Raw genomic sequence first — 26,277 nt, forward strand, 5'->3', positions numbered from 1 at the left:
ACACCATAAAGGTTTTGCTTAAAAAGCAGGATAAGACTATCTTTAAAGCGATAGCGTTATCCTGCTTTTTTAATTTTAAAGTCTTAATAGCAAGCCATTAGTCAGCAGCCATGTACTTTAACTCGGTTGCTTTGGACTTATCGATCTGGCGACTCGACCAACGCTCAAACCTTGTACCAAAATGGAAAATATCACTACCGCGTAAGTTAGCGCCAGCAAAATATCACGCTCAGGCCCTGTTGGCAGTTGCAGTACTAAAGCGACTGAAATACCGCCGCGCAGCCCGCCCCATGTCAGTACCTTCCAAGCGCCTGAGGGCAAATCAAGCTGACGGTTAAAGGTTTTGGTAGTCATACCGACAACGATGAACCGAGCAAGCAGGGCAATGATGATAGTTAAGATAGCAGCGATAAATAAATTACCTGAGTAAGCGATCATAACCACTTCTAAACCGATTAAGACAAACAAAATCGCGTTCAAAATCTCATCAATAAGCTCCCAAAATAGATCAACATAATGGCGAGTCTTGTCACTCATAGCTAAGGCGCGACCACGATTACCGACCATCAGACCCATCATCACCATAGCTAACGGTCCTGACAGATGCCAATGACTGGCGAGCGCATACCCGCCGATCACGCCTGCCAAAGTTAGTAACACCTCATCTTGATAGCTATCGATGCTCTTTATCATATAGTACAAAATAGCACCAAGCACCAATCCAAAGACGATACCGCCGCCTGCCTCAATGGCTAAGGTATGGGCGACATAGTTAGCAGTAGGAATATCACCGCTCGTTAAAATACCTAGAAGCAGGACAAAGATAACCACGCCTAAGCCGTCGTTAAACAACGACTCGCCAGCGATAACGGTCTCTAGGCTCTTTGGCGCGCCAGCTGAGGACAAGATGCCCATTACCGCAATAGGATCAGTAGGCGATATCAGCGCGCCAAATAACAGGCACCAAATAAGTGGTAAGCCAAAGCCGAACAGGGGCAGCATGTAATATAGGGCGATGGCGATCAGTACCGCAGATATCACTGTACCTGCGCCTGCCAAAATGCCAATAGGTAGCTTATAACGTTTTAAGTCGCCAATATTGACATGCAACGCTGCTGCAAACAGCAACATAGACAGCATGCCATCAAGCAGAACTTCGGTAAAATCAAGCTGCTCAAGTAAACTTACTTCATAATCAATAAGCTGATCAAAACCTAAAAATCCCAAAAATATCGCTATCATAGAGAGCAAAATTGAGATGACCATAACGCCAATGGTTGTCGGCAGACCGATAAATTTATGATTGATATAAGAGAGTACAGCGGTAATCGACAAAAAAATGGCGCTGACTTCTAGAAGGGTCAGAGTAGATGTGGATGCCATAAAAAAATCTCAAAGTAATAAAAAATAATAACTGCAAACCAAAATGTTAGCAGCTTAGCTAGATTGAACCTCTAAAGCTTTATTGATATGCGTTGCAAATTTGCTAAGGTATCTAAAGTGCTGATGCTGTGCGTCCTCATTATGGACGAATTGCTTGGCCTGCTGGCACATAGCGGCTAAATCGTCTACCAGCTCGCTATAGCTCAAGTTCTCAATACCTGCGCGCTCAATCAAGGTAATCTCATGCAAGAGCGTCTGCTGCTGGGCACTATTGACCCGAGCATAGTTAAGATCCGTCATCGCCTGACACAAAGCTTTTAATACCATTAAGTCAGCGACCGCATAACGGCGTATCTCACCCAAAGAGGTATCGATAAAGTCAGCGATTCTAGGGGTTTGGGTGATGACAGCCAGCGTAGCTACCCGCGGCTCATTAACCGTAATTTTTGACTCATCGTTGTCGTGAGGCGGCACATAAAAATGATACGGGCTTGGCGGCTGGCGACGCATCATCACGCTCAAACATATTGTCAACGACTGAACACAGTTCACTGCCGTCTTGGGATCATTGATACCAGGCGAGAGGGCACGCACAGCAATCTCAGTCACTTGTCCCAAACTATAAGCAATATCGTTTGAATGTACCGCGCGCGGCTCAATGCGAACACAAGCGGCGAAGCGTTGCCAAAACATCCCATCAGGATGGCGCGGCAAAATCGCTAAATTAGAGGTTTTAGTCTTTTGCTGATCACTAGGGTGCCCTGGTGGACACTGATAAAAGTAGCCGATGACGTTTTTGTCAGTGACAAAGTCGCCAAGATTGGCATGCAGTTGTACAACGCCGCCGTAATCTTGAGTCAAGGTAATCAAAGAGTCAAAGTAAATTTGCTGCAAATATCCTGAAACGGGCGCGTAAATAGGGGTGGCAGGCCAAGTATGAAACCGCTTTATATCTTCTTGTAAGATATCTTGATGATGCTGTATATCACAATGATCGCTATACCAGTAATTGATGTTTTCGAGCGCATCACTGCTAGCATCTTGAATGACGTGAGAGGCTTGAATGGCATGCACCATATGTTGTACAAAATATACTAATAGCAGCGCACAAATGATAGCCATGACGATAGCAAAGGTGACTGACAATTGCGGCACACCAAGACCGACATCAAATTTATGAATAGATTTGAGCACTAATAGGCTGTAACTAAAAGTGCCGATAAAGGCACCAAGTACAAACTGATTGGGCGTATCTGTCAAAAAATTACGCAAAAGTCGCGGCCCAAATTGCGACGACGCCATCGATAATACAGCAATAGTAATCGAGAACGTGGTACCAGCGACGCCTAACACGGCGCCTGCGATAGCGGTCATGATAGAACGCGCGGCATCCGCATCACCAGTAAAAGCAAAGGCTATCTCTTTGACTGCCTCACGATCAAAATACTCATCAATAGTAAGAAACAAGGGCGCTAATAGTATGCCAGCTAGTACACAAGTCGTTGGAATAAACCAGTATGAGCCAATTAACTGCTGCCATAAGTTTCTGATGCGATCGGGCAAATCAGCAAGCGTTTGTAGCGACCACAACTGAGCAAATTTATGAAAGCCATCAATACTGGATTCTTTGGTTGTTTCAAGTAACGTTTTTTTCTCGTCGCGCACTAGCGTAGGCTCCAAAATATATAAAATAGCTTTGTGTTAGTAATAAACTTAACTTATTTAGCGCTGCGGATTGTCCGCTTCAGTGATAATACTTTTATCCTCTACTCTTATTTTATCGCCTCTTGTGCGACTGCTTTTGATAAAGCTGGCAGTATTGCTTATCCTACTCTTTTTTGCTGAGTTTTGGTCTATAGCACTATCTTTTGGAATCACAACTTCATTGTGCTCGTTGTCCAAAACTACGCTACTGTCTTTGTCAAAAGCGGCGGGTTCAAAACCTGCATGCTCACTTTTTGAGTGGCGACGATTTTCGCTAGGCATACTTGGAGGAGTCATTGATTTGCGGCGCGGTTCGCTATGGGCAAATATAGCATTTAAAGGTAAATCCAGCTCCTCTTTGGCGCAGCGTTCTGTCGTCTCAAAGCGGTTGATAAGCAAGCTCAACCAAGGCTGCTGATCGTTAGGATTCATCTCATCTAACTCATCTTTGATCGGCAGCGGGTAAGGTAGGGTACGATAAAAGTCCCAGAGGCTCATTTTGCTCAAATCCCTTTTGAGGACGTATTCATCGTGCTCAGTTGTAGTAATCAGATTGCTGTCTTTAAGATAGTTAATATAGGTATACCATTTAGGCAGCTCTTTGCGGCCTAGGACATCGCGCAGCTCCTGCTCACTGACCGCCTCGCCTTTTAGATAATGGCTATATACCACATTGAGCATGTCCAATAGACTCAGCAGTGGATGGCGAGGATAGACCTCTTTGGTCTCAAAAATCGTTAAGGTATAGCTAATCTCAACTCCTAACAAAATTAGGTTCCAAGACAGATAAATCCATAACAAAAATATCGGCAGGGCAGCAAAAGCGCCATAAATGGCCTCATAACTGGTAAAGTTGGTCATCACCGTACCAAAGATGTGCTTGAGGAGCTCGAAAACGATAGCCACGATAATACCAGCAATAGCAGCGTTTTTGAACGGGACGCGTGCCTTTGGAATAAACCAGTACATACCCACAAAGCCTGCGACAGTGATACCAATCGATACCATCTGTACCCAAAATGACCAATCGATACCGTAACCTGCAATTTGACGATTCAAAAAGCTCAGGCTCTGTACGGTGCTCGAAGCAATAAAAGCGGTGCCCAATACGATAGGGCCCATGGTTACGATTGTCCAGTAGCGCAGCATACTTTTGATGCCGCCTGCGCGATCAGTCACGCGCCATATCTGATTAAAAGCGCGCTCGATAGTGGTTAGAGTCATGATAGTCGTCAAAAATAAGATGACGATACCAATAGCAGTCAAATTGGTCGATTTTTCAGCGAAGTCATTGATATATTCACTCACCTGCAAGCTTGATTGCGGCAAAAGGTTACTATAGATCACCTCATATATCTGCGCGCGGACAGAAGCAAGTGCCGGCACTGAGGATAAGATCATCAAGAGTACAGTCAGTATCGGCACAATAGATAGCATTGTGGTATAGGTTAAAGAGGCTGCTTTTTGCTGACAGTCATCTTCAAAAAAGTGCCGCGTCAAAAACTTCAAAAACTGAAACCAGCGCTGCTGTAAAAAGGGCAGTTTTTTTACCAAATTTTCCATAGAGACCCATCAGCAAACAATAAAGATAGATAAGTGTAACAAAAATACGCTTACCATATGTGCCCCTAATTTGTGTCAAAATGCTGAGCGGTAGCGTTTAAGGGACAACAGACAAGCTTTGCTTTATAAAAGTAGTTTGTTTGCATGTGCGCTCAAGAGTCGGGCATAATGTAAACAACCATTATTGGTATGATTTTTATAGGACATTTAGCTCATGAGTCAAACTGCCCCCTATGTTTTGGTGCTGTATTATTCTACCCACGGCACAACCAAAACGCTGGCTTACTCGATTGCTCAGGGCATCGAAGACGCGGGTATGACAGCGCGTATCCGTACAGTCCCAACAGTAGCTGCTGAGACAACAGTGAGCAAACCTGCGATTCCAGATGAGGGCGATCTATATTGCACGATGGACGACTTAAAGGGCTGCACCGGTCTGGCACTGGGTAGTCCTACTCACTTTGGCAACATGGCCGCGCCCATGAAATACTTTTGGGACAGTACTGTGACGCTTTGGCTGGCAGGCAATCTACAGAACAAGCCCGCCTCCGTATTCACTGCTACAGGCTCGATGCATGGCGGACAAGAGACGACACTGCTTACGATGATGTTGCCGCTTATGCACCATGGTATGATGATAGTCGGTCTGCCTTATGCTGAGCCTGCGCTTGGGCGCACTAGTCGCGGCGGCACGCCTTATGGTGCCAGTCATGTTAGCGGCAGCGCGCATGATCAGCCTGTCTCTGATGATGAGCGCGAATTGGCAGTGGCTTTGGGTCGCAGGCTTGCGATAAGTGCCAAAGCGCTTGCGCAAGCTGACTTTGGTCGCTAAATATGCGCTTATAGTGTTATGTCGCTCATTTTGTATGATCCTCCTTTATGTGACCCAATAGGAAAGCCAAAAGCCCTATGTCAAACTCTCCTGACTCATCAAGCGTAACATCAGCACCCGCGCCTGCAGCGACGGGCAAGCCTATCGCGCCTATGCGTCAGCGTCTGCTTGTGACTTGGCTGCTTTGGCTTGCTTATCGTCTGCTGGTCTTGCCGGTTCTAATTAGTGTTTTTAATCCATCCAGTCCTGATATTATTGGCGGTATCGCTTGGTATGGGCTTTGGCTGATTCCTGCATTTATCATCACGCCCTTTATACTAAAAGGACGCTCGCCCTATATGCTATTGATTGGTAGTATGCTCACCTTGGTGTATTTGGGGGCAAGTGGCGTCGTATTATTTACACGTATCTACGGAAGCAGTTGGGCTGAAATCGTGGTTTACTTGATCGATTTTGTGTTATTGTTTTTGATTAATGCTTGGTTATTTTTATTATTAAAGCGTCTGCCCTCTATGAACAATGTCGTCAAACAGCCCCGCGCGCGTTAGTTGTTAGCTATTAAAGTATCAACACAAAAAAGCGGCGCTCTAATTATAGAGCGCCGCTTTTGTCTGGACTGTTTATTACTAACTATTACGAAGACCAGAGGCGAAGGGGGTTAGTTTACTTTGGTTAATTCCAGATCCATCTTTTTGCCATCGTTGATTTGACTTACTTTCACTGGTAAGTAGTCTAAACTTGGTGCCAACCAAAAGCTGGTTGAGCGGTCATTGTCGTCATGGACACGGTCAACACGTACGGTATCAAAAGTACCTGCTGGCACAGTAATTTTAGTGTTACCTGACTTTTTAAAAGGTGTTTTCTCGACCTTGTCTTTTTTGGCCATGTAATAATTACCAGAGAATTTGCCGTTCAATAAGTCTTGACGAATTTGTACCTCTAAGCTCAAGTCATCAAAAGCTTGCTGGGCCATATTAGACGTTGTGGTCTTGCCTCTATAGCTGCTTGTCACCTTTTTGCCCGCTGAATCAAAGCTGAGATTATGCGTACGCCCAATGCCGAGCAATTTGTACGTGGTGCTGGCTTTGCTTGGGCTGACATTGTTGCCATTGATTACAAAGGTGCTGCTTTGTGCGGCGCTCGCCACACCTGCGACTCGAGCTTTGACATTGTAGTTCCATGCATTGCCTGATTTGCTCAAAGTACGAGTAGCTACTCCTTTATATTTATCTTCTACGGTAAAGCTGTATTTCGCACTTGAGGGCTGTATGCTTTTTGCATTAGCAAGGGTAGGGGCGGTCATACTGATAGCTCCGATAGCAGCGATACTGACACCTGTTGTAAACAGGGTTGCCAACTTGTTTTTGCTGCGATTGTTATTAGTCGTTAGTAATGAAGTCATGGATATATCCTTTATAAGTTTGTCAGATATTTTGATTATTTTATAGCTATTGTTTTCATACTAGTGTTAATCACAACTCTTATAATGGTCATATCTTGTTACATTTTCAAGGGTGGCTGCTGAGTAATAGGTTGAGCAGGTGTAGTCGATGTTACCGCAAAACGCTTGTCATCAGTGCTCAGTAACGTCATGTGAGTAAGCTTGCACGCTTATATTTAAGGATCATTTGCAGCAACAAACGCCTTGTAAATATTTTTGAGTTTACACTTGAACCCACCTTGTCATGCCCCCATTTTTTGAATCAAGCTCACAACTTATCTTTTATAACACTGCTTTTATATATGTAAGGGTATGTGTTTGACCGATAAGGCTGCTGAGACCCTTGAATCAAACCCATTTAACGCAATCAGAATTTGGAGACATAGTGATGAATATTCGCCCTTTACATGACCGTATCGTTGTCCGCCGTATAGAAGAAGAAACAAAAACGGCTGGTGGTATCTTACTGCCCGGCTCAGCACAAGAAAAGCCGTCACAAGGTGAAGTGCTCGCAACAGGCAATGGTCAGATCCGTGACAATGGTGACACCCGCGCGCTAGACGTCAAAACAGGCGACAAAGTCTTGTTCGGTCAGTACGCTGGTCAAACGGTTAAAGTTGACGGTGAAGAGCTACTGATCATGAAAGAGTCTGATGTATTAGGCATCATTGAAGCTTAATCTTTAATATTCACATAAAAAATTATTAATTATTGGAGTAAATGAACATGGCAAAAGACGTAAAGTTTGGTATAGATGCTCGCACGCAAATGATGGATGGCGTAAACGTCCTTGCAAATGCAGTACGAGTCACGCTAGGCCCTAAAGGCCGTAATGTGGTCATCGACAAATCTTTTGGCGCACCGACTATCACCAAAGATGGTGTTTCAGTGGCTAAAGAGATCGAGCTTGAGAATAAGTTTGAAAACATGGGCGCGCAACTGGTTCGTGAAGTCGCTAGCCGCACTAATGATGTCGCAGGTGACGGTACAACCACTGCCACAGTATTGGCTCAGTCTATCTTGCAAGAAGGCATGAAATCAGTGGCCGCTGGCATGAACCCTATGGATCTCAAACGTGGCATCGATAAAGCCGTACGCGCCGCCGTTGAGCAAATCCATGAGCTATCTACCCCAGCTGACGATTCAAAAGCTATCGCGCAAGTCGGTTCAATCTCAGCCAACTCAGACACCAAAATCGGTGAGCTTATCGCTCAAGCGATGGAAAAAGTCGGCAAGCAAGGCGTCATCACTGTTGAGGAAGGCTCAAGCTTTGAAGATACGCTAGAAGTCGTCGAAGGTATGCAGTTTGATCGCGGTTATATCAGCCCGTACTTTGCTAATAAGCAAGATAGCTTAACAGCTGAGTTTGAAAACCCATATATCTTGCTCGTTGACAAAAAAATCGGCAACATCCGTGAGATCGTGCCACTACTAGAGCAAGTGATGCAGCAAAGCAAGCCACTACTTATCATCGCAGAAGACGTTGAAAACGAAGCTTTGGCAACCTTGGTTGTCAATAACATGCGTGGTGGCCTAAAAACGTGTGCCGTAAAAGCACCAGGTTTTGGTGATCGTCGTAAAGCTATGCTAGAAGATATCGCAACCTTGACTGGCGCTACAGTGATCTCTGAAGAGATTGGTCTAAGCTTAGAGACGGCGACCCTTGAGCAGCTCGGTACCGCTAAGAAAGTCACTGTCGGTAAAGAAAACACCGTTATCGTTGATGGTGCGGGTCAAAAAGCTGACATCGAAAATCGCGTCGAGTCTATCAAACGTCAAGTTGAAGAATCTACCTCTGACTACGATAAAGAAAAGCTACAAGAGCGTATGGCAAAACTTGCTGGCGGCGTTGCCGTTATCAAAGTTGGCGCGGCGACTGAAACTGAAATGAAAGAGAAAAAAGATCGCGTTGATGATGCCTTGCATGCTACTCGTGCTGCGGTCGAAGAAGGCGTTGTCCCAGGCGGCGGCGTAGCACTCGTTCGCGCTTTGAACGCACTATCTGAGCTCAAAGGCGATAACGCCGATCAGAATGCGGGCATCAACATTTTGCGCCGTGCGATGGAAGCACCGCTACGTCAAATCGTTACTAACTCAGGTGAAGAAGCCTCAGTTGTTGTTAATGCGGTCAAGCAAGGCAGCGGTAACTACGGTTATAATGCGGCGTCTGGCGAGTACGGCGATATGCTAGAGATGGGTATCCTTGATCCTGCAAAAGTTGCGCGCTCAGCACTAGAGAATGCAGCATCGGTTGCTGGTCTCATGCTCACGACCGAAGTCATGATTACTGACTTACCACAAGGTGATGACGGCATGGCTGCTATGGGCGGCGGTGCTGGAATGGGCGGTATGGGTGGAATGGGCGGCATGATGTAATTTATGCCTCGACTAAATTTGTACGACGTTGTTAACCTCGCTCGATGTACTATCAGTATAATCTTCACTCGGTTGCCTAGTCGTACGGCTTTAGTCAACTCATAAAGCGTTTTTCACTAGAGTTGTAAGTATTTTTGTGAAAACGTTTGAACTATTAAAAGCTCTGTTATCGAAAGATAGCAGGGCTTTTTTGTGTTTGATTTAAGGTAATAATTGGTATTGTGTAGAAAAACCGAAATAAGAATAACTGACCAAAATTACCCATTACTTAATAATATTAGTATTACTAATATTAATTTAAATTTTCAATTAATAATTTATTAGGATATAGTTGATATAGCGAATATATTCGCTAATAGTGTTTTAACTTAGAAGGAATGAATTAATTCAAAAGGAATTCAAAATGAAGATTTTATCGATTGCAATGGTAGCATCAGCCCTAGTGCTAGCTTCTGCTAGTAGTTCAGCTGATCCTAGTTTAGATAGGTTTAAAATGCAAAAGCCGATGGAGATGTCTAGCGTTGCTCATTCTAAAGTTATGCAGTTATCATTTAACAATAAAGAGCGCTACACAAGCGAAAAAGAAATTTATGAAAAAGTGATGAGAGGTGCCAAAGCAAACGGCTTTGAGCTTAAAGAAGTAGAAGCAATGAAAATCGCTCACATCGTTGACGGCGCTTTAGACAATGAGCCACCAGAAGCGGCTTCTATTAATATAAAAGTCACTATCCATTTAAAACGACCAATCAAAATAGAAGTTGAGATTTCCTTGTAATACGGTGAATACAAATCTATTGTTAATAAGCTACTTACTATGAATGACTTACTTATTCCTCCAAAATAAAGCCTTAGTAATATTTCCTATATTAGGGCTTTATAGTTAAAGCTCATCAAATCTTCTATTGATCCGCTGCATTCCTTCTAAGAACCCAAGCCTTATCATCAAGTACTTCTTGATCATAGCAATATTCTGTCAAATCCAAATAAACTTATTATGTGTCTTGCTACTCACGAATGATCGAGCGAGACATTGTACTGCTAGTCGGTATAAAAAAATCTCACACAAAAATAGGTAAAGTTGTCTTATTGATTACCTTTCTCACCGATAGATGAGTGTGTATATCTTTTACGCTAGCAAGCTTGTGTAGCTTACGGGTGAACCGCTCATAACCATCGAGATTGGGGCTCACTACCTCTAGTAAATAATCGTAAGAACCCGATACCACATGTCCATTAATCACCTCGTCCATATTGGACAGAGCGCGTTCGAAGGCTGCGATAGATTCTTCTTGGTGGCTGTTGAGACTGACTTCCACAAAGAAACTCATCGCAATACCCGCTTTGGCTTTATTTACGTTCGCTTGATAGTTCTCTATATAGCCTTCGTCTTCCAAACGCTTTAGGCGTCGCGCGCAAGGAGACGGCGACAGCCCTATACGTTCGGACAGTTCCGCCGTAGATAAGCGCGCTTCTTTTTGGAGCACTTCCAAAATATGGCGATCGATTTTATCCATAATTTACCTTTTGGCTTTTTAAGCCAATAATTTTGATTTAGTTAGCATTATCCACCAAATATTTGCAAAATTGCAATGAATAAATAAAGATAAAAGCGCGTATTTTAATCGATAATTGGTCTTTGTATAGCAGCATAAGACACGACTATGAATACGATATTCCACCCCTCATCGCGCAAAAATCCTTTGTTTGTAATGTCGCCACTAACCAAAGGCTATGTGGCGATGAGCGTCGTATTGTTGATTTGGTCAGGATTTGCTTTGACTGTGCGAGCGGTTAGTGCCTCGTCGCTAACTATTGCGGATGTCATGCTCATTCGCTTCAGTGTACCGCTGGTATTATTGACTCCTTGGGTACTCTCTAGTTGGCATGAAGTAAAAAACATAAGACTGCCAGATATCATGTTTGTTTTACTTGGTGGCGTGCCTTTTCTTTTATTAGCCGCTTTTGGTGCAAGTACGGTACCAGCAGCTTACGTTGGTACTATTTTGACAGGTACGCCAGTCTTCTTTGCCGCAATATTGTCTTTTATTTTTTATCGTCAACGAATATCATTGAGGAAATTTGCCGCATTAATCCTTATTCTCTTTGGTATCGCGACTATGATTGGCGGGCGTGCACAGTCAGTGCCTAATAGTCTTCTGTACGGTGTGGGGTTATTGTTGATGGCAAGCCTGATTTGGGCGGGTTATACCTTGGGGTTAAAAAGCACCAAGTTAAGTCCAATAGCTATCGCTATCGTGCTCTCTTATACCTCGTTTTTTCTGACATTGATGATGGTTCTGTCTGGCATTGTGGAAACGAATATAGGTTCTGTGTCTTTTGATGAAGCGCTTCCGTTTATCTTAGTACAAGGACTTGGTGTAGGGGTGGTATCAACCATTGCGTTTTCTTATGCAGTCAAAAAGCTGGGCTCCATTCGTACCTTATTACTTGGCTCTTTGTCCCCAGGATTAACCGCTATACTGGCTACGCTGATACTTAATGAGTCTCTATCAGTCATTATGATATGCGGCATCGTACTCAGTACCATTGGCGTCATCTTGTCCAATCGAGCGCAATAAATTAATTAAGGAAATATCATGATGTTAGATAATATGCCTGTTATCAACGGTGATCCATTGTGGGCATTGTTAGGTAGGTTTCGTACTGACCAGCGCAAACATAAAATAGATCTATTGGTTGGTGTCTATCGGGATGAGTATGGCAATACGCCTGTGATGAAAACCGTGCAAGACGCAGAAATGCATCTTGCTCATGAAGCTCATTCAAAAGCTTATGGCATGCTATCGGGTAACGCTAATTTTAACCAGCAAATGGCAAGATTTGTACTGGGTGACAGTCCAAGTCTAAAAGACCAGTGCACGATTCAGACGGTTGGGGCATCAGGTGCATTACGACTCATTGCGGATTTGATCGCCACGCTCTCTCCAGATTCAACCGTCTGGATCAGCGACCCTGGTTATATCAATCATCGTCCGCTGATGGAAGGTGCTGGGTTAACAGTGGATACGTATCCGTGGCAAAATAAAAATGGCCAGTTAGACATTGATGCGTGTTTTGCCGCGCTAGAGAAAGCAAAAGAAGGGGACGTGCTGTTATTACATGCGTGCTGTCACAACCCTACCGGTATAGACCCTTCTTTAGAGCAGTGGCAACTGTTTTCTGATGTGTGTAAACAGAAAAATATTGTGCCGTTTATTGATATAGCGTATCAAGGTTTTGGAGATGATCCTGATACTGATGCTGCAGGGCTTTGTTTAATGATTGAAGACTCTGACTTTGCATTTATCGCCGCCAGCTGTTCAAAAAATATGGGTCTATACAATGAGCGGACGGGTATTGCTACGGTGATGACGACGAACCATGAGCGTCACGCAGATATACAGACACTCTTAGAAACTATTACACGCGCCAATTACTCCATGCCGCCCAATCACGGCGCCGCAGTGGCTTCTTATTTACTAGACAAACCAGACGATTGGCTAATAGAGCTAGCAGGCTACCGTAGTAGGGTAGATACTATTCGCCAAGCATTAGGCGCAGCATTAAAAGATAGGGGTGCACCTGCAGAGTTTTTGGACATTTTGCACCAAAAAGGTATGTTTTCTCTATTACCGCTAACCAAAAATCAAATGTTAGTATTGCAAGATGAGTTCGCTATCTACGGTATGCCAAATGGTAGAATCAATATTGCAGGTTTGAAAATGACGGAAATCCCTCAACTGGCTGACGCTATCATGTCGATTATTTCACGTTAGAGGTTAATTTTTATCGCTCAGTACAATGGTTTTATCCATCAATCGCCACAGCAAGAAGGACACGACTATTTATACTTTATATTGGGATAAGGGTGGCGCTAATATGGCTACCCATGCTGTCTTTGAGGAGTTAGGCGCGTCTTATGAAATGATAGAAATAGACCTGTCTAAGAACATGCAAAAATCAGCTGAGTATCTAGCCATTAATCCAAATGGCAAAGTACCTACGTTGGTGCATCAGGGGCAGGTCATTTATGAGTCTGCGGCAATTTTAATGTACGTGTTAGATCAGCACTCAGAGTCTGGGCTAGCACCTGACATAGGATGCCCTAGGCGCGGTGTTTATTACCAATATTTGTTTTGGATGTCTTCTACCCTACAAGAAGCTGCTAATCGCTGGGCACATCCCGAGCAGTACATCAACGGCGAGCACAATTTGCAGCAAGTGAAAGATAAAGCGAATGATGTACTAACCCACTGCTGGGATATTGTTGAAAAAGGATTAGTAAATAATGGTCCATGGTTGTTAGGCGATAAATTAAGTGGTGCTGATTTTCATTTATTTATGATTGCTCATTGGAGTCAGCAATATGCGAGTCGAGCTCAAGACTGGATACACATAAATGCACACTATCAAGCCATGCTAAACCGCGCCTCGGTACAGGAAATGATGGCACAAGAAGGATTGTTGTAATCTGTTCATATGTTCAACTAAAGGATATCTGATGACTGGGCTAGAAGCACTGAATGCAATGCTCCTAGTAACTGTAGTAAATGTATTTTTTATATCAAGCTACTGGCTTGATTCATCTCGTCTAAACGTCCACGTCTTATCATCAGACGCGTCTTCACAGTAGTAATACCCTGCCAAATCAAACTGCTTTAGCTGCTCAGCATTGGTCAGCTTATTATCTGCTGCATATTTGACCATTAGTCCACGGGCTTTTTTGGCATAAAAGCTAATTACTTTATATTGACCATTTTTCTCGTCTTCAAATCGTGGCGTGATGATATCTGCCTTTAGTGCTTTTTTCTTTACCGCCTTAAAGTATTCATTGGAAGCCAGATTAACCAATACCTTGTCATCGCTGTCAGCCATACGCGCATTGATAACGTTAGTGACTTCCTCACCCCAAAACTCATAAAGATTGTCACCGCGCTCATTGTTGAGCTTAGTGCCCATCTCAAGTCTGTACGGTTGGATCAAGTCTAAGGGTTTGATAATGCCATATAATCCTGACAAAATCCCTAAATGCTTATTAACATAGATAGCCGTATCTTTGTCCATATGATACATATCAAGTCCGGTATAGACGTCACCGTCGAATAGGTAGCCGGCGGGTTTGGCATTGTCATCATTGAAGGGTTTGTCCGTATCCCATTGCCACTCTTGATTGCGCTTAGCATTTAGCTGCGCTAAATCATCAGAGATGCTCATAAGCTCCTGCAAGTCCATTGGCTCCTTGGTCTTAAGCGATTTCATTAAGGTCTGCGAGTGCGCAATGAGCTCAGGCTGGCTGTAGTAGTTGCCAATGTTCACAAGAACGGCATCAGTCTCATTTAAAGATTTGGCAGGAGAGAGAACAAAATACATAGTGATTCCCTTTAAGTAATAATTATTAAAAAGCAAGGTTGTGAGAACTCAGATAAGTCTTAGATATGCTATAGCACATTTTAGCATGAGTGCTTTGTTCATGTTCAAAACTGTTATATATTGTCGTCAAAAGCCGTGTGTATTGGCTTTGAGAGTGACGCAATAATAAAAGTTATAATAGAGGGTCTTTTAGCTAACTTTTTATTTACTTATGAGTCATCATTAAACAATGATAAGTAGACAATGATGTCTTTATAATAAAGCGAGCTGATGACAGCCACATTATCATTTATTTAATTGATAGTTGTCAGAATGATAGTCTTTGATGAGCGCTTAATTTTTTTATGAGTGTTGATCAAAGATTTTTTGCACCATGCGTTTGGTTAATTAAGTCAAAGCGCATAGGTTGGTTATGTATTGGGATGTAAGGAGACGGTATGAAAATCGGTGTGATTAGTGCAGATGCCTCGCATGAGAGCCGCGTAGCAATAACCCCAGATGCAGTCAAAAAACTGCGTAAGCTTGGGTTTGAGGTGATTATTCAGTCCGGTGCTGGTATCGCGTCTTATTATTCTGACGAGAGCTACCAAACCGCTGGTGCCACAATCGCAGCAAGTGGTAGCGACGTCATTAGTGATGCGCGTATTATTACCACAGTTAATGACTTGCCAGCTCAGATGGTGGACAGCCTTACGACTGGTCAAATCGTCGTCGGTATGCTCGACCCTTATCGCAATACTCAGCTCGACACTTATGCGGCAAAAGGCGCAACGGTTTATGCCATGGAGCTGTTGCCGCGAACGTTATCGCGCGCGCAGAATATGGATGTGTTGTCCTCGCAAGCTAACTTAGCGGGCTACAAGGCGGTGTTGATGGCAGCGAACGAATACTCGCGTCCATTCCCGATGTTTATGACATCAGCAGGCACGGTCAAGCCTGCCAAAGTCGTTATCTTGGGCGTTGGCGTGGCAGGTTTGCAAGCGATTGCTACGGCCAAGCGTTTAGGCGCGGTCGTCGAAGCCAGCGACTTGCGTCCAAGTGCTCGCGAGCAAGTTGAGTCATTAGGCGGTAAGTGGCTGGATGTACCGATGAGCGATGAAGAAGCGCAAAAAGCCAAGTCAACAGGTGGTTATGCGTGGACGCCATCAGAGCAATACATGACCGACCAAGCAGCAGTCGTTGACAAAGCGCTAAGCGGCGCTGATATCGTCATTACTACTGCGCAAATTCCTGGCCGTAATGCACCGCGTTTAGTGCATAAGGCTACGCTTGACAAAATGAAAGCAGGCTCAGTGCTTATTGATATGGCAGCGGGTACAGGTGGTAATGTTGAGGGCAGCGTTCCTGACCAAACCATTACTACTGATAATGGTGTACGTATCGTGGGAGCGGCTAATATTCCATCACAGCTAGCAGCCCAGTCATCAGACTTATACGCCAATAACTTAGTCAACTTTATAACCACGTTAATTCAAGAACCAGCTACAGATGATGCCTCATCTCAAGCACTGACACTACATTTAGATATGGAAGATGAGATTCAGGGCGCTTTAGCCGTTACTCACGACGGCCAAGTTCGTCTCGCTCGTCGCTAAAACTCATGTATTTTAATGTTGTCAGTTACGAATAAATTTTAGGAGGATAAGATGATTGCCACTATTTTAGCCGCAGCGCCAGCAGGTGCGGCAATGGCTAGCACCCCATTTGTAGCGATTTTTACCGTATTTGTACTCGCTATTTTCGTCGGCTACTACGTGGTTTGGGGCGTCACCCCTGCGCTACATACGCCGCTTATGGCAGTGACCAATGCGCTATCGAGTATCGTTATCGTCGGTGCCATGCTACAGACTGTAGTCATTGACGGTTCGGTATTTACCGCGACCAGTATATTAGGCGCTTTTGCGGTATTTTTAGCCAGCGTCAATATCTTTGGTGGTTTTGCCGTGACTGAGCGTATGCTTGCCATGTTTAAACCCAAACCTAAAAAAGTGGTCGTAACAGATACTACTGAGAGCGGAGACAACGTATGAATAATATCTCAGCTATGATCGCGGCTAATGCGGATTGGTTTTATCTTATCGGTGCTATCTTATTTGTTTTAACCTTGCGCGGCCTATCTAGCCCAAAGACGGCGATTCGTGGTAATCGTATGGGTATGGCGGCGATGGCAATTGCTGTGGTTACCACTTTCTTTTTAGCCGAAGGTCCAATCCTTTGGATGATCGTTGGCGCTATGGTATTAGGCGCAGTAGTCGGTCTATGGAAAGCTAGAACCGTTGCTATGACGCAAATGCCAGAGACGGTTGCGTTAATGCACTCGTTCGTAGGTCTTGCCGCAGTTGCTATTGCACTAGCGACGGTACTGCATACCGAAGAAGCCTACAGTACGATTACTCGCTTGGAGCTGTTTATCGGCTGCTTTATCGGGGCGATTACCTTTTCAGCGTCGTTCTTTGCCTTTGGTAAACTGGCAGCTAAGAGCTGGGCGAAGACGGTTACAGGCGGCTGGGTAAAACCCGTTCAAGCGCTCTTGTTTCTCGCTATGATAGGGTTTGGCGCGGTCTACTTCATGACCGATTCACTACCTGCTTTTTATGCGATGACGGTACTTGCTATTGTCTTTGGTTGGATGTGGATTGCACCTATTGGCGGCGGTGATATGCCAGTGGTGGTTTCACTACTTAACTCATTCTCAGGTTGGGCGGCAGCAGGTATTGGTTTTACCCTTGGCAACTCTATGTTGATTATCGCAGGCTCGCTCGTCGGCTCATCTGGTGCCATTTTGTCTTACATCATGTGTAAGGCTATGAACCGCTCACTACTCAACGTCTTGTTTGGTGGTATGGGTACGACAGCGGTTGCTAGTGGCGATGACGACGGCGCACCTAAGAACTATAAGTCAGGCTCAGCTGAGGACGCAGGTTTCCTTATGTCTAATGCTAGCGACGTGATTATCGTACCAGGTTATGGTATGGCACAGGGCCGTGCACAAAACGCAGTCAAAGAGCTCTATGAGTTACTAAAAGAAGAAGGCGTCAATGTACGCTTTGCCATTCATCCGGTCGCAGGTCGTATGCCTGGTCACATGAATGTCCTTTTGGCAGAAGCTGACGTGCCTTATGACGACATTATGGAGATGGATGAGATCAACTCAGACTTTGCCAGTACTGATGTGGTGCTCGTTATCGGGGCCAACGATGTCGTGAACCCGTCTGCAAAAGACGATCCCACGTCACCTATCTTTGGTATGCCGATCTTGGAAGTGACCAAAGCACAGACGGTTATGGTCATTAAGCGCTCTATGAGTACTGGTTATGCAGGCCTTGATAACAGTCTCTTCTATATGGACAAAACCATGATGATCTTTGGTGATGCCAAAAAAATGGTTGAAGAGATGGTGCGTAGTATCAATGGCGGCGGTCATTAATTTATAAAAAATAGCACACATCAAAGAAAGTCACTCAGGTGGCTTTTTTTGCGTTAAAGTAGGCGGCATTTAGACACGCCCTAATATAAAAGAGAATGATTTATGAACATGTTGCTCCGTTTTTTTATTATGACCAGTCTGCTCAAACAAGCACTCAAAAAACAATCGGTTAGCGAGACTCTCAGTCAAGAGGTGCTAAGAGCACCAGTTATACGGCACTACCGAGTATTACCGCACGATTTAGGGTTTCGGGATCATCTGCCAAATTATCGCTTTTTATCGTTTATTGAGCTTAATGTTACCAAGTGGCTAAGGAGCTGCTGCCATCAAAAAGGCATCAAAACTCCTGAGTGGATTGTCGCTATGCAGGAGATTATTTATCTCAAGCAAATCAAATTCTTGGACAAAATGACTCTAAGAAGCGCGGTGGCAGGCTGGAATAAAAAGTATGTTTATTTTGAGCATCACTTCTTTGTAAAAGATCAGTTAATGGCGGTAGGGATGACCAAATTCGTATTTGTAAATAAACAAGGTCAGCAGACGCCAGGGCTATTGGATATGACAGGCGAGCAGATGACTGATGTGATCACGACTTGGAATAGCCATCAAGTCGCTGTCAAATCCATGCAAGTACCAAGTGTATGATTCAATCATGCTCTAATAAATGCATCTATAATCATCTGCCGAAGTTTGTTAGGATGAGTCTATCGTTTTTATCGTAAATAAAGGAATCACCATGACCCCGCAAAAATTAAAATGGACAGACAGCTTAGATATCGCCATAGAGCTATACGAGAAGTTCCCCGAGACGGATCCGCAGTACATTCGTTTTACTGATTTGCACCGCTGGGTGACAGAATTAGAGGGCTTTGATGATGATCCACAAAAGTCAAACGAGGGCATCCTAGAAGCGATTCAGATGAATTGGATCGATGAAGCCGATTAATTTTTCTATTTTAACTCTCTCAGTTTTACTCTATAAATATAACGCTATAAGTATAAAACCAAGGCAACATTATGACATCACAGGTCAAAGAGCTATCAACAGCGATAGTTTGTAAAGGTATCAGTGTCCGTACTACCAATAACGCTGAGATTAGCCATGACAGCGCAAAGTTAGGTCGATTATGGCAAAAGTTTTACCAAAACCATGTCAGTCACCTTAGTGATAACGAAGATATCTACGGGGTTTATCACAATTATGAGAGCGAGGATTTAGTTGGCGCGTTCGATGTGGTCGCTAGTTGGAAGGTAGAGAGCGAGCCTGTAGAGGGAGAGGATAGCAATGAAAATAATAGTAAAGACAGCAACGTTCTTAGCCCTGAGAATATTTTAAGTGCCGCTCATGGTAGCGATGTCATTACGGTGACTATCCCTGAAGGCAAGTATCTAGTATTCACCGAAGAAGGGAGAATGCCGAATACAGTGATGAACGCTTGGGAGAAGGCGTGGGAGTATTTTCATAATCCTGATTGCGAGCATACTCGTACTTACAATGTCGATTTTGAGCATTATATCGGTGGCAATCTAGAGTATGGGCAGTTGGATCTGTATATTGGGATTGAGTGAGCCATTAATACAACGATCAACGAGAAACGAGCAACGAGAAGTAGAGAGAACATCTATGCCAACGCCGCAGGTAAGTTATCAAATCAATACGCCAATTACGCCTTTTCAATTTATAGAGGTATTAAAGCGTTGTAGTCTAGGCGAGCGCCGTCCTATAGATAATCCTTATGTTATAAAAGGAATGCTGGATAATGCCAATCTGTTAGTGACAGCTTGGACTGATGAGGTTCACGAAGAAGGTGTGAATGATACTAATAGCAGCAAAAAGCTTATAGGTGTAGCACGCTGCGTCACCGATTTTAGCTACTGTTGTTATTTATCAGATATCGCTGTCGATGAAGCCTATCAAAATCTAGGTATTGGCAAGACAATGATTGAACATATTGAGCAGCAATTACCACCAAGCTGCAAAGTTATTTTATTATCTGCGCCGCAAGCGACTGAATATTATCCAAAGATTGGCTTTACTCGGCATGAGAGTGCTTGGGTTAAGGTGGTTGAGTAGTAAAAGGCTTTAGTGGCGTAGGGTGGGTTAGCTCAAGCGTAACCCACCAATTGAATAAAGCTATTCATCCAATAATAAATTTTCCAAAATCCCCTCATATATCTGCGCCAGTCGTCCCAAATCATCAACCTCAACCTTTTCATCGACTTGATGAATCGTTGCGTTGCGCACCCCCAGCTCAACCACTTGTGCACCAGTCGGCGCGATAAAGCGTCCGTCGGATGTCCCGCCTGAAGTAGATAATGTCGTCTCTGTACCTGTTACCGATTTGATCGCGTTTTGGCAAGCGGATACCAATTTGCCTTCTGGAGTCAAAAAAGGCTGACCCGATAATTTCCAATGAATATCATAATTGGCTTTACTATTGTTGAAGTGTTTATCAAAAATAGCGTGAGTTTTTTCTTTGAGTTCTTCTTCCGTAGTCTCTGTGGAAAAGCGAAAGTTAAAGACCGCATTAAGCGTTTCAGGAATGACGTTGGTTGCGCCTGTACCGCTGTTAATATTGGAGATTTGCAAGGAAGTCGCAGGGAAGTAATCGTTACCCTTATCCCACTCAGCCGCGGTTAATTCCGCCAAAGCAGCCATTGCTGCATGTATCGGATTACTGGCCAAATGCGGGTAGGCGACGTGACCTTGTTTGCCTGTGACCGTTAGCTGGGCACCTAAGGAGCCACGGCGACCGTTTTTGATAATATCACCTAACGTATCGGTACTTGAAGGCTCACCAACGAGGCAGTAGGTAATTTTTTCTTGCCGCGCTTCCAGGGTCTCAATCACTTTGACCGTACCATTGATAGACGGGCCTTCTTCATCTGAGGTAATCAAAAAAGCAATAGAGCCTTTGTGCTCAGGATGATTAGCCGAAAAACGCTCAGCGGCTACGGTAAAAGCGGCAATGCCTGTTTTCATGTCCGCAGCACCGCGGGCCCACAGATAGCCATCAGCAATAGTAGGAGAAAAAGGAGGGTATGTCCAATTATTGACATCGCCAGTGGGCACGACATCAGTGTGACCGGCGAAGCAAATTACAGGGTCAGTGCTGCCGCGCCGCGCCCAGAGGTTTTTGACTTGCGCCTGCTCGCCCGTTTGATCTCTGTCACCATAATACATAAACTCACAGTCAAAACCTGCCCGTTCCAATCGCTCTTCTAGGATATCTTGGCAGCCGTCATCATCTGGCGTGACAGAGGGACGCTCAAGCATCTCAATGCTCAAATCTAAGGTGGCTTGTTGGTGGGTTTGCGCTAAAGTATCTTTATTGTTGGACATGAACGAGCCTTTTTGATAATAAGTAAGTGTAAAAACTTCTAAGTTAAGCGATAAGTTAAGCGAAAGGTACCAAACTATCGCGGCGCATCCAAGTGGCGATAGAATAGCGCTGACGATGTGCAATTTGTACTTGATGTTGTAAGTCGCTAGCAAAGATAATCAAGCGATTGGCAACGGGCATAATGGTATGAGAGATACCGTGATTATCAACGAGCTCTACTGCGCCGCCGTCACCTGCCTCCCAATTGTCATTAAGATAAAACACCGCTGATAGCACCCGCTCATCACGCCCCGCAGGATTGTCGCTATGCCACTGATAGCCAAAGCCAACAGGGTAGCAGGCATAATGCGCCTCGCTGTGGCGAATCCCTGTAAATAGCGCACGGTTTAAAACATCAGCGAGCTTATCAATGCTTTGTAAATAATAGGATCCTGCTAAAAAGTGGTTATTAATCCAGCGGATTTTATCCCCGCGTATATGACTTAAACGCACGCCAGCTGTAAGATGAGCCTCTCGATAATCAACGAAACCGCTCTCTGCCTGCAAAGCGAGTAGAGCTTTGTCACTAAAGACATTATCGATAATGATAAAACCTTCAAAACTAAGCTTATTTAGCTGCATATCGGTAAGCCTTTGTTCCCAATTGACAACAAAGTCAGCGGCTTGCAGAGTGGCAATATCTTGGACAAGTAGCAAGGTATTATCAGATTCTATTGGCTTATTAACAGTCAATTTATCCAAATCAGAATTCATCATCTCAGTATTACTATGAATCGTTGTCATCTTTTATCCTTATAATAAGCATAGTCAAACGACTTTTTCACCTTTCTTATTCAATGGCGAGTTACCGAAACCTCGTTATCTTTTATGCTGTCTATGCTACCATAGATGCAATTTTTCTTATTTAAACTTTTGAGACTATGAACTATAAACATGCCTACCACGCCGGTAACTTTGCTGATGTGGTCAAACACATATTGCTCGTACAACTCCTCAATCAGCTCAGCCAAAAGAACAAGCCGTTTTATGTGCTAGATGCTTATGGCGGGCGCGGACTGTATTCGCTCGCAAGCGAAGAGGCGCGCAAGACAGGCGAGGCCAAAGGCGGTATACAAGCGCTGCTTAGAAATGCCGATATCGATATGGAAAAAGCCCCAGCCGCTATTAAAGACTATATAGAAGGTATCAAGCAAGCACGCTTTACCTACGATAGCAAAGTCTATCCCGGCTCACCATGGTGGATTGCGCACCATGTCGAAAAGAACCCTGACGGCGGCGTACGCGGCGAAGCCTTTGAAGCCAAAGCGAGCGAGTATGACGCGCTTAATTATCAACTGCATAAGTTGCCCATTGGTATTCATCACCGTGATGCGTTTGAAGGTATCCGCGCGGTCATTCCACCTGCTGAGCGCCGTGGTCTAATATTCTTAGATCCTCCTTATGAGCAAGAGCACAAGGACTTTACCCGTCTGATTGACTTGCTTGTCGCCTCTTATAATAAATGGCCTCAAGGTACCTATGCGCTATGGTTCCCGATCAAAAACATCGAAGCGGTTGAGCTATTTTACAAAAAGCTAAAACGCACTGATATCAGACGTCAGCTGATCTGTGAGCTCAACATCTATCCTAACGATGTCGCGGTTGGTCTCAACGGTACGGGTATGCTTATTATCAATCCGCCTTGGCAGTTTGACAACCAAGCGCGCGAGATATTGCGATTCTTGCAGCCGGCACTCAAAGTGGCTGATGCCCCTAACATGACGCCTGATAGCGCTACCAACGTGCGCTGGCTGGTTGGCGAATAAGGATAAACTGATGAGTATGGATAGCAAGATAAATACAGATGCCAAGCGCACTGAGACACCATTGAACACCCACTTAGATAGCATCAGTGATAGCGCAGTGACTCAGCCGCCCTATGCCGATGAGCATGAGTTCAATATTCGCTTAGCGGACAATGACGACTACGACGGTCTCACTTTTGAAGTGATAGAAACCGAGGTGGCGGAGGGTAAGCCTGTCGTTAGCCGCGGTGTCTATCTTGCGCCCAATCTAATTACTACGCTATCACTGCTATCAGGGTTTTATTCGATTTTGGCAAGTACGCAAGGCGAGTTCTACAAAGCGTCACTAGCGATTTTTTTGTCAGCGATATTAGATGGCGCGGATGGGCGCGTAGCACGTATGCTCAACGCCCAAAGCCCGTTTGGTGAGCAGTATGATTCACTGGCGGATATGCTTGCCTTTGGCATCGCGCCAGCTATTTTAATTTATAGTTTTGCCTTAGAGCCACTAGGACGTATCGGTTTGGGCTGCGCTTTTGTCTTTACCGCTTGCGGCGCATTTCGACTCGCACGCTTTAACGTGCAAGTAGGCACTGTCGATAAAAAATATTTTGTGGGACTAGCCAGTCCGCTCGCTGCGATATTGGTTACCTCTGCTGTCATGGTTGCCGTTGATCATAACGAGTGGATCGGGCAGTACGATACAGCCGTCATGTTCTTGTTCGCAGCCTGGGTTGTCATCTGTGGTCTCTTAATGGTCAGCAACGTTAAATACTACAGCTTTAAAGAATTTGATAAAAAGAAAGTACCCTTTGTGGTGCTTATTATTGGGGTTTTGATACTCAGTATCGCTATATATGATATCCCTGTGGGTATCTTAGCTATCGGTATCATCTATGCTTTGTCAGGTATTGTGACAACGATAAAAGCAAAAATGTAGAACTTAGAGACAATTAAAATAAAGCCGCTTACTATTTAACGATAGTAGGCGGCTTTTTTGGTTTAGATAAGTGCGAGTACTTGTTGGAGCTGCTGGCGTAGATTCTTTGGATCTATTGGTTTATGTAGGACTAAAGGGTTTATCGCTTTAGTAGCTGTAAATAGCTGCGGCGTCGTATCGGCAGTCAAAATGACAAACGGCGTCAAATGAGCAGAGTTACTACTTTGTCTAATCGCAAAGATAATATCCTCACCAGTTATGCCATTAGCTAAGCGAAAATCGGTGATGACCATGTCAGGATGACACTTATTAAAAGCAGTTACTGCCTCCTCAAGCGTCTGTACGGCAACAGGCTGACAGCCCCAAGATCCGAGGAGTAATTGCATTGACTTTAGTACCGCATCATCATCATCAATGACTAAGATAACTTTGTTCTTTAGATAGTTTATCGTTTTGCTAAAATTCAAAGCGTCACTATTATTTGGTGAGCAAGTCGGGAGTACTACTGAAAACTGCGAGCCTATTTTGACGGTTGACTTAACGTTCAGATCAGCCTTCAAGAGCTGCGCCATTCCTTTGACGATAGCCAAGCCCAGACCCAAACCTTGATCCGTTGTTTTATTGCGCTCGATTTGATAGAACGATTCAAATATCTGTTCGGTTTCATCTATCGTCATGCCGCTTCCTGTATCCCACACGCTAATGCGGCAGTATTCCAACAAGATAGATTGATTCTCTATAGGCATTTTGCGTACGCCAATCACTACGCCGCCCTTAGCTGTGTAGCGTATCGCATTACTGATAAAGTTTCTTAAGATAAGTCCAATCATAGTCGGATCTGTCATTACCCAAATACCAGTAGACTTGTATCGTAGCGATAGTCCTTTGCTTTTAGCTTGCAGGCCAAACTCATCAACCAGATGCCGAATGATACTATCAATATCAGTGGGTACAAAATGCGGGCTCATTTGTCCTGATTCTACATGCGCGTAGTCCAATATAGTATTGAGCATCTCCCGACTCGATTGACTAGCAGATTTGGCATAATCCACTATCTGCGCTTGATGACTATCAAGATCGGTATCAACAAGTGCCTCGATAAATAAGCTCAAGGCATGTACTGGTTGACGCAAATCGTGACTCGCCGCCGCCAAAAACTGTGTTTTAGCTAGATTTGCTTTTTCTAATTGCTGAGTTTTTGTCTGAAGCTGAGTGACTAAGCTTTGGTTTTCTAGGTAGATTAAAATAGCTTTTAAGGTATTGAGCGAGGTATGTTTGGCAAAGAAAATATTAAATAAGAGCAGACCAATAACAGCGATAGCTAAGATAGCAAAGCCTGTTTCATCTAAATAAAATAGCAAAAATGTCCACATAAAAACACTAGGCACAGCGTATGCAATATAGACCCGCCAGAACATTGCTAAACTTGAAATACCACCGCTGAGCAGTCCAAAATGCAATCCCAGAAGTACAATAACTTGTGTTGCATTTTGCACATTAGTCATAAATGCTTTGCCTATAGCCAGTGCCCATAAACAGGCAACTGCAAGTGTACACATAAATAGCACGTTATAAGCAGCATAGTGAGACAAGTGGTTTATATGGCTGATAGGGACGGACGAGGTCGAAGATACCTGCTGAATGCGGTTATCTGACAATGGCTTATCTAAGCTGATTTGAGCATCATAGGCTAATATTTTTACCTTTTGCCAGTTCAGCCAGCAGACACTAATGATAACAATATGAAAAACGATCCAAATCAGGATCATTGCTTTGGCGGCATTTAGCTCCATTAAAGGCACACGATAAAGCATGCTTACAAAAGCAAAAACTCCAAAAGCCATAGCGAACGAAAACAAAATAGCAAAAGACCTAAATACTCTTTTCAAAAATAAGATACTAAGACTGTCAGTCTTTTTAAGTATAAGTTGTATAGTAAACAACAGCATACCCAATATTATTACCTGATAAATTAACCAAACTATATTTAATATTTTTTGATTGGTATTAAGATCATATGTAATAAACATCGTTGCAAAAAAGCACAACGCTGTAAAAACAGTCCCTAACAATGCTAATGGTAAATGTCTCATTACCAGTCTAATCTGCTCTG

The 26,277-nt window shown here is 44.0% G+C and carries 26 protein-coding genes; 17 read left to right on the forward strand and 9 right to left on the reverse strand.

Annotated features, from left to right (window positions below; genetic code table 11):
* Positions 1 to 117 precede the first annotated feature (117 nt).
* The 3 genes from ACTXGE_RS06845 to ACTXGE_RS06855 are packed head-to-tail and all read right to left on the reverse strand — an operon-like array spanning position 118 to position 4,650.
* Positions 118 to 1,383 (reverse strand): cation:proton antiporter, encoded by a 1,266-nt coding sequence (locus ACTXGE_RS06845; protein ID WP_443542547.1) that lies wholly within the window; start codon positions 1,381 to 1,383, stop codon positions 118 to 120.
* A 54-nt stretch (positions 1,384 to 1,437) separates the two neighbouring features.
* Complete coding sequence (locus ACTXGE_RS06850) at positions 1,438 to 3,048, reverse strand: DUF2254 domain-containing protein (RefSeq protein WP_443560294.1); 1,611 nt, start codon at positions 3,046 to 3,048, stop codon at positions 1,438 to 1,440.
* Positions 3,049 to 3,105: 57 nt separating this feature from the next.
* On the reverse strand, positions 3,106 to 4,650 hold the full coding sequence (locus ACTXGE_RS06855) for a YihY family inner membrane protein (RefSeq protein ID WP_443542545.1): 1,545 nt from the start codon (positions 4,648 to 4,650) through the stop codon (positions 3,106 to 3,108).
* 214 nt (positions 4,651 to 4,864) lie between these two features.
* On the opposite strand from ACTXGE_RS06855, the gene wrbA reads away from it, so the two are divergent.
* Positions 4,865 to 5,482: an NAD(P)H:quinone oxidoreductase gene (wrbA, locus tag ACTXGE_RS06860; RefSeq protein WP_317200644.1), complete on the forward strand. Its 618-nt coding sequence runs from the start codon at positions 4,865 to 4,867 to the stop codon at positions 5,480 to 5,482.
* A gap of 77 nt (positions 5,483 to 5,559) precedes the next feature.
* Positions 5,560 to 6,030 (forward strand): hypothetical protein, encoded by a 471-nt coding sequence (locus ACTXGE_RS06865; RefSeq protein WP_443542543.1) that lies wholly within the window; start codon positions 5,560 to 5,562, stop codon positions 6,028 to 6,030.
* 110 nt (positions 6,031 to 6,140) lie between these two features.
* Here ACTXGE_RS06865 and ACTXGE_RS06870 read toward each other — a convergent pair whose 3' ends face one another.
* Entirely contained in the window at positions 6,141 to 6,884 is a 744-nt protein-coding gene (locus ACTXGE_RS06870; RefSeq protein WP_443542542.1) for a DUF3108 domain-containing protein, read from the reverse strand.
* A 424-nt stretch (positions 6,885 to 7,308) separates the two neighbouring features.
* On the opposite strand from ACTXGE_RS06870, the gene ACTXGE_RS06875 reads away from it, so the two are divergent.
* From ACTXGE_RS06875 to ACTXGE_RS06885, 3 genes are all read left to right on the forward strand, one after another.
* Entirely contained in the window at positions 7,309 to 7,602 is a 294-nt protein-coding gene (locus ACTXGE_RS06875; protein WP_435950384.1) for a co-chaperone GroES, read from the forward strand.
* Between the two features lie 47 nt (positions 7,603 to 7,649).
* Positions 7,650 to 9,299, forward strand: coding sequence for a chaperonin GroEL (gene groL / locus ACTXGE_RS06880; protein ID WP_443542540.1), 1,650 nt, complete (start codon positions 7,650 to 7,652; stop codon positions 9,297 to 9,299).
* Between the two features lie 403 nt (positions 9,300 to 9,702).
* Positions 9,703 to 10,074 carry a hypothetical protein gene (locus ACTXGE_RS06885; RefSeq protein WP_165598235.1) on the forward strand — a complete coding sequence of 124 codons (372 nt, stop codon included), beginning with the start codon at positions 9,703 to 9,705 and terminating at the stop codon, positions 10,072 to 10,074.
* Positions 10,075 to 10,357: 283 nt separating this feature from the next.
* Here the strand turns inward: ACTXGE_RS06885 and ACTXGE_RS06890 are convergent, their stop codons facing one another.
* Positions 10,358 to 10,813: an Lrp/AsnC family transcriptional regulator gene (locus tag ACTXGE_RS06890; protein WP_057758867.1), complete on the reverse strand. Its 456-nt coding sequence runs from the start codon at positions 10,811 to 10,813 to the stop codon at positions 10,358 to 10,360.
* A gap of 147 nt (positions 10,814 to 10,960) precedes the next feature.
* Here ACTXGE_RS06890 and ACTXGE_RS06895 point away from each other — a divergent pair, with 147 nt between their 5' ends.
* Genes ACTXGE_RS06895 through ACTXGE_RS06905 form a run of 3 tightly spaced genes read left to right on the forward strand, consistent with a single transcriptional unit; the run spans position 10,961 to position 13,769 of the window.
* Entirely contained in the window at positions 10,961 to 11,878 is a 918-nt protein-coding gene (locus ACTXGE_RS06895) for a DMT family transporter (protein ID WP_443542538.1), read from the forward strand.
* Positions 11,879 to 11,896: 18 nt separating this feature from the next.
* Entirely contained in the window at positions 11,897 to 13,075 is a 1,179-nt protein-coding gene (locus tag ACTXGE_RS06900) for an amino acid aminotransferase (RefSeq protein WP_443542537.1), read from the forward strand.
* Between the two features lie 25 nt (positions 13,076 to 13,100).
* Positions 13,101 to 13,769, forward strand: a complete 669-nt coding sequence (locus ACTXGE_RS06905) for a glutathione S-transferase family protein (RefSeq protein ID WP_443542535.1) — start codon at positions 13,101 to 13,103, stop codon at positions 13,767 to 13,769.
* Positions 13,770 to 13,868: 99 nt separating this feature from the next.
* Here ACTXGE_RS06905 and yaaA read toward each other — a convergent pair whose 3' ends face one another.
* Positions 13,869 to 14,669 (reverse strand): peroxide stress protein YaaA, encoded by an 801-nt coding sequence (gene yaaA, locus ACTXGE_RS06910; RefSeq protein WP_443542533.1) that lies wholly within the window; start codon positions 14,667 to 14,669, stop codon positions 13,869 to 13,871.
* 437 nt (positions 14,670 to 15,106) lie between these two features.
* On the opposite strand from yaaA, the gene ACTXGE_RS06915 reads away from it, so the two are divergent.
* The 7 genes from ACTXGE_RS06915 (at position 15,107) to ACTXGE_RS06945 (ending at position 20,170) form a co-directional block, all read left to right on the forward strand.
* Positions 15,107 to 16,264, forward strand: coding sequence for a Re/Si-specific NAD(P)(+) transhydrogenase subunit alpha (locus ACTXGE_RS06915; protein ID WP_443542531.1), 1,158 nt, complete (start codon positions 15,107 to 15,109; stop codon positions 16,262 to 16,264).
* Between the two features lie 93 nt (positions 16,265 to 16,357).
* On the forward strand, positions 16,358 to 16,699 hold the full coding sequence (locus tag ACTXGE_RS06920) for a proton-translocating transhydrogenase family protein (RefSeq protein ID WP_317200666.1): 342 nt from the start codon (positions 16,358 to 16,360) through the stop codon (positions 16,697 to 16,699).
* A gap of 14 nt (positions 16,700 to 16,713) precedes the next feature.
* Positions 16,714 to 18,096: an NAD(P)(+) transhydrogenase (Re/Si-specific) subunit beta gene (locus ACTXGE_RS06925; protein WP_435951015.1), complete on the forward strand. Its 1,383-nt coding sequence runs from the start codon at positions 16,714 to 16,716 to the stop codon at positions 18,094 to 18,096.
* A 102-nt stretch (positions 18,097 to 18,198) separates the two neighbouring features.
* A complete protein-coding gene (locus tag ACTXGE_RS06930) occupies positions 18,199 to 18,741 on the forward strand; it encodes an acyl-CoA thioesterase (RefSeq protein ID WP_443542530.1) in 543 nt (180 codons plus the stop codon).
* Between the two features lie 91 nt (positions 18,742 to 18,832).
* The gene (iscX, locus tag ACTXGE_RS06935; protein WP_021812734.1) at positions 18,833 to 19,042 is read left to right on the forward strand and encodes a Fe-S cluster assembly protein IscX; all 210 of its coding nucleotides are present in this window, start codon (positions 18,833 to 18,835) and stop codon (positions 19,040 to 19,042) included.
* 71 nt (positions 19,043 to 19,113) lie between these two features.
* Positions 19,114 to 19,665, forward strand: coding sequence for a GyrI-like domain-containing protein (locus ACTXGE_RS06940; RefSeq protein WP_435950390.1), 552 nt, complete (start codon positions 19,114 to 19,116; stop codon positions 19,663 to 19,665).
* Positions 19,666 to 19,720: 55 nt separating this feature from the next.
* The gene (locus tag ACTXGE_RS06945) at positions 19,721 to 20,170 is read left to right on the forward strand and encodes a GNAT family N-acetyltransferase (RefSeq protein ID WP_435950391.1); all 450 of its coding nucleotides are present in this window, start codon (positions 19,721 to 19,723) and stop codon (positions 20,168 to 20,170) included.
* A gap of 60 nt (positions 20,171 to 20,230) precedes the next feature.
* Here ACTXGE_RS06945 and dapE read toward each other — a convergent pair whose 3' ends face one another.
* Entirely contained in the window at positions 20,231 to 21,439 is a 1,209-nt protein-coding gene (gene dapE / locus ACTXGE_RS06950; RefSeq protein WP_435950392.1) for a succinyl-diaminopimelate desuccinylase, read from the reverse strand.
* Positions 21,440 to 21,494: 55 nt separating this feature from the next.
* A complete protein-coding gene (locus ACTXGE_RS06955) occupies positions 21,495 to 22,223 on the reverse strand; it encodes a 2OG-Fe(II) oxygenase (RefSeq protein WP_435950393.1) in 729 nt (242 codons plus the stop codon).
* 137 nt (positions 22,224 to 22,360) lie between these two features.
* On the opposite strand from ACTXGE_RS06955, the gene ACTXGE_RS06960 reads away from it, so the two are divergent.
* The gene (locus tag ACTXGE_RS06960; protein WP_435950394.1) at positions 22,361 to 23,245 is read left to right on the forward strand and encodes a 23S rRNA (adenine(2030)-N(6))-methyltransferase RlmJ; all 885 of its coding nucleotides are present in this window, start codon (positions 22,361 to 22,363) and stop codon (positions 23,243 to 23,245) included.
* 10 nt (positions 23,246 to 23,255) lie between these two features.
* Positions 23,256 to 24,164 (forward strand): CDP-diacylglycerol--serine O-phosphatidyltransferase, encoded by a 909-nt coding sequence (pssA, locus tag ACTXGE_RS06965; RefSeq protein ID WP_443542528.1) that lies wholly within the window; start codon positions 23,256 to 23,258, stop codon positions 24,162 to 24,164.
* A 62-nt stretch (positions 24,165 to 24,226) separates the two neighbouring features.
* Here the strand turns inward: pssA and ACTXGE_RS06970 are convergent, their stop codons facing one another.
* Positions 24,227 to 25,957, reverse strand: a complete 1,731-nt coding sequence (locus tag ACTXGE_RS06970; RefSeq protein ID WP_443542526.1) for an ATP-binding response regulator — start codon at positions 25,955 to 25,957, stop codon at positions 24,227 to 24,229.
* Between the last annotated feature and the right edge of the window lie 320 nt (positions 25,958 to 26,277).

Source organism: Psychrobacter sp. T6-4, assembly GCF_052258425.1.
In the GTDB taxonomy this organism is placed as follows: Bacteria; Pseudomonadota; Gammaproteobacteria; order Pseudomonadales; family Moraxellaceae; genus Psychrobacter.

What these genes read in the sequence shown, in the direction of transcription:
- ACTXGE_RS06915 (WP_443542531.1), top strand. Translation starts at nt 15,107, where the DNA reads ATGAAAATCGGTGTGATTAGTGCAGATGCCTCGCATGAGAGCCGCGTA.
- pssA (WP_443542528.1), top strand. Translation starts at nt 23,256, where the DNA reads ATGAGTATGGATAGCAAGATAAATACAGATGCCAAGCGCACTGAGACA.
- ACTXGE_RS06900 (WP_443542537.1), top strand. Translation starts at nt 11,897, where the DNA reads ATGATGTTAGATAATATGCCTGTTATCAACGGTGATCCATTGTGGGCA.
- ACTXGE_RS06925 (WP_435951015.1), top strand. Translation starts at nt 16,714, where the DNA reads ATGATCGCGGCTAATGCGGATTGGTTTTATCTTATCGGTGCTATCTTA.
- ACTXGE_RS06940 (WP_435950390.1), top strand. Translation starts at nt 19,114, where the DNA reads ATGACATCACAGGTCAAAGAGCTATCAACAGCGATAGTTTGTAAAGGT.
- ACTXGE_RS06855 (WP_443542545.1), bottom strand. Translation starts at nt 4,650, where the DNA reads ATGGAAAATTTGGTAAAAAAACTGCCCTTTTTACAGCAGCGCTGGTTT.
- ACTXGE_RS06870 (WP_443542542.1), bottom strand. Translation starts at nt 6,884, where the DNA reads ATGACTTCATTACTAACGACTAATAACAATCGCAGCAAAAACAAGTTG.
- groL (WP_443542540.1), top strand. Translation starts at nt 7,650, where the DNA reads ATGGCAAAAGACGTAAAGTTTGGTATAGATGCTCGCACGCAAATGATG.
- ACTXGE_RS06865 (WP_443542543.1), top strand. Translation starts at nt 5,560, where the DNA reads ATGTCAAACTCTCCTGACTCATCAAGCGTAACATCAGCACCCGCGCCT.
- dapE (WP_435950392.1), bottom strand. Translation starts at nt 21,439, where the DNA reads ATGTCCAACAATAAAGATACTTTAGCGCAAACCCACCAACAAGCCACC.
- ACTXGE_RS06960 (WP_435950394.1), top strand. Translation starts at nt 22,361, where the DNA reads ATGAACTATAAACATGCCTACCACGCCGGTAACTTTGCTGATGTGGTC.
- ACTXGE_RS06890 (WP_057758867.1), bottom strand. Translation starts at nt 10,813, where the DNA reads ATGGATAAAATCGATCGCCATATTTTGGAAGTGCTCCAAAAAGAAGCG.
- ACTXGE_RS06920 (WP_317200666.1), top strand. Translation starts at nt 16,358, where the DNA reads ATGGCTAGCACCCCATTTGTAGCGATTTTTACCGTATTTGTACTCGCT.
- ACTXGE_RS06905 (WP_443542535.1), top strand. Translation starts at nt 13,101, where the DNA reads ATGGTTTTATCCATCAATCGCCACAGCAAGAAGGACACGACTATTTAT.
- ACTXGE_RS06885 (WP_165598235.1), top strand. Translation starts at nt 9,703, where the DNA reads ATGAAGATTTTATCGATTGCAATGGTAGCATCAGCCCTAGTGCTAGCT.
- ACTXGE_RS06955 (WP_435950393.1), bottom strand. Translation starts at nt 22,223, where the DNA reads ATGACAACGATTCATAGTAATACTGAGATGATGAATTCTGATTTGGAT.
- yaaA (WP_443542533.1), bottom strand. Translation starts at nt 14,669, where the DNA reads ATGTATTTTGTTCTCTCTCCTGCCAAATCTTTAAATGAGACTGATGCC.
- wrbA (WP_317200644.1), top strand. Translation starts at nt 4,865, where the DNA reads ATGAGTCAAACTGCCCCCTATGTTTTGGTGCTGTATTATTCTACCCAC.
- ACTXGE_RS06970 (WP_443542526.1), bottom strand. Translation starts at nt 25,957, where the DNA reads ATGGAGCTAAATGCCGCCAAAGCAATGATCCTGATTTGGATCGTTTTT.
- ACTXGE_RS06845 (WP_443542547.1), bottom strand. Translation starts at nt 1,383, where the DNA reads ATGGCATCCACATCTACTCTGACCCTTCTAGAAGTCAGCGCCATTTTT.
- iscX (WP_021812734.1), top strand. Translation starts at nt 18,833, where the DNA reads ATGACCCCGCAAAAATTAAAATGGACAGACAGCTTAGATATCGCCATA.
- ACTXGE_RS06895 (WP_443542538.1), top strand. Translation starts at nt 10,961, where the DNA reads ATGAATACGATATTCCACCCCTCATCGCGCAAAAATCCTTTGTTTGTA.
- ACTXGE_RS06930 (WP_443542530.1), top strand. Translation starts at nt 18,199, where the DNA reads ATGAACATGTTGCTCCGTTTTTTTATTATGACCAGTCTGCTCAAACAA.
- ACTXGE_RS06945 (WP_435950391.1), top strand. Translation starts at nt 19,721, where the DNA reads ATGCCAACGCCGCAGGTAAGTTATCAAATCAATACGCCAATTACGCCT.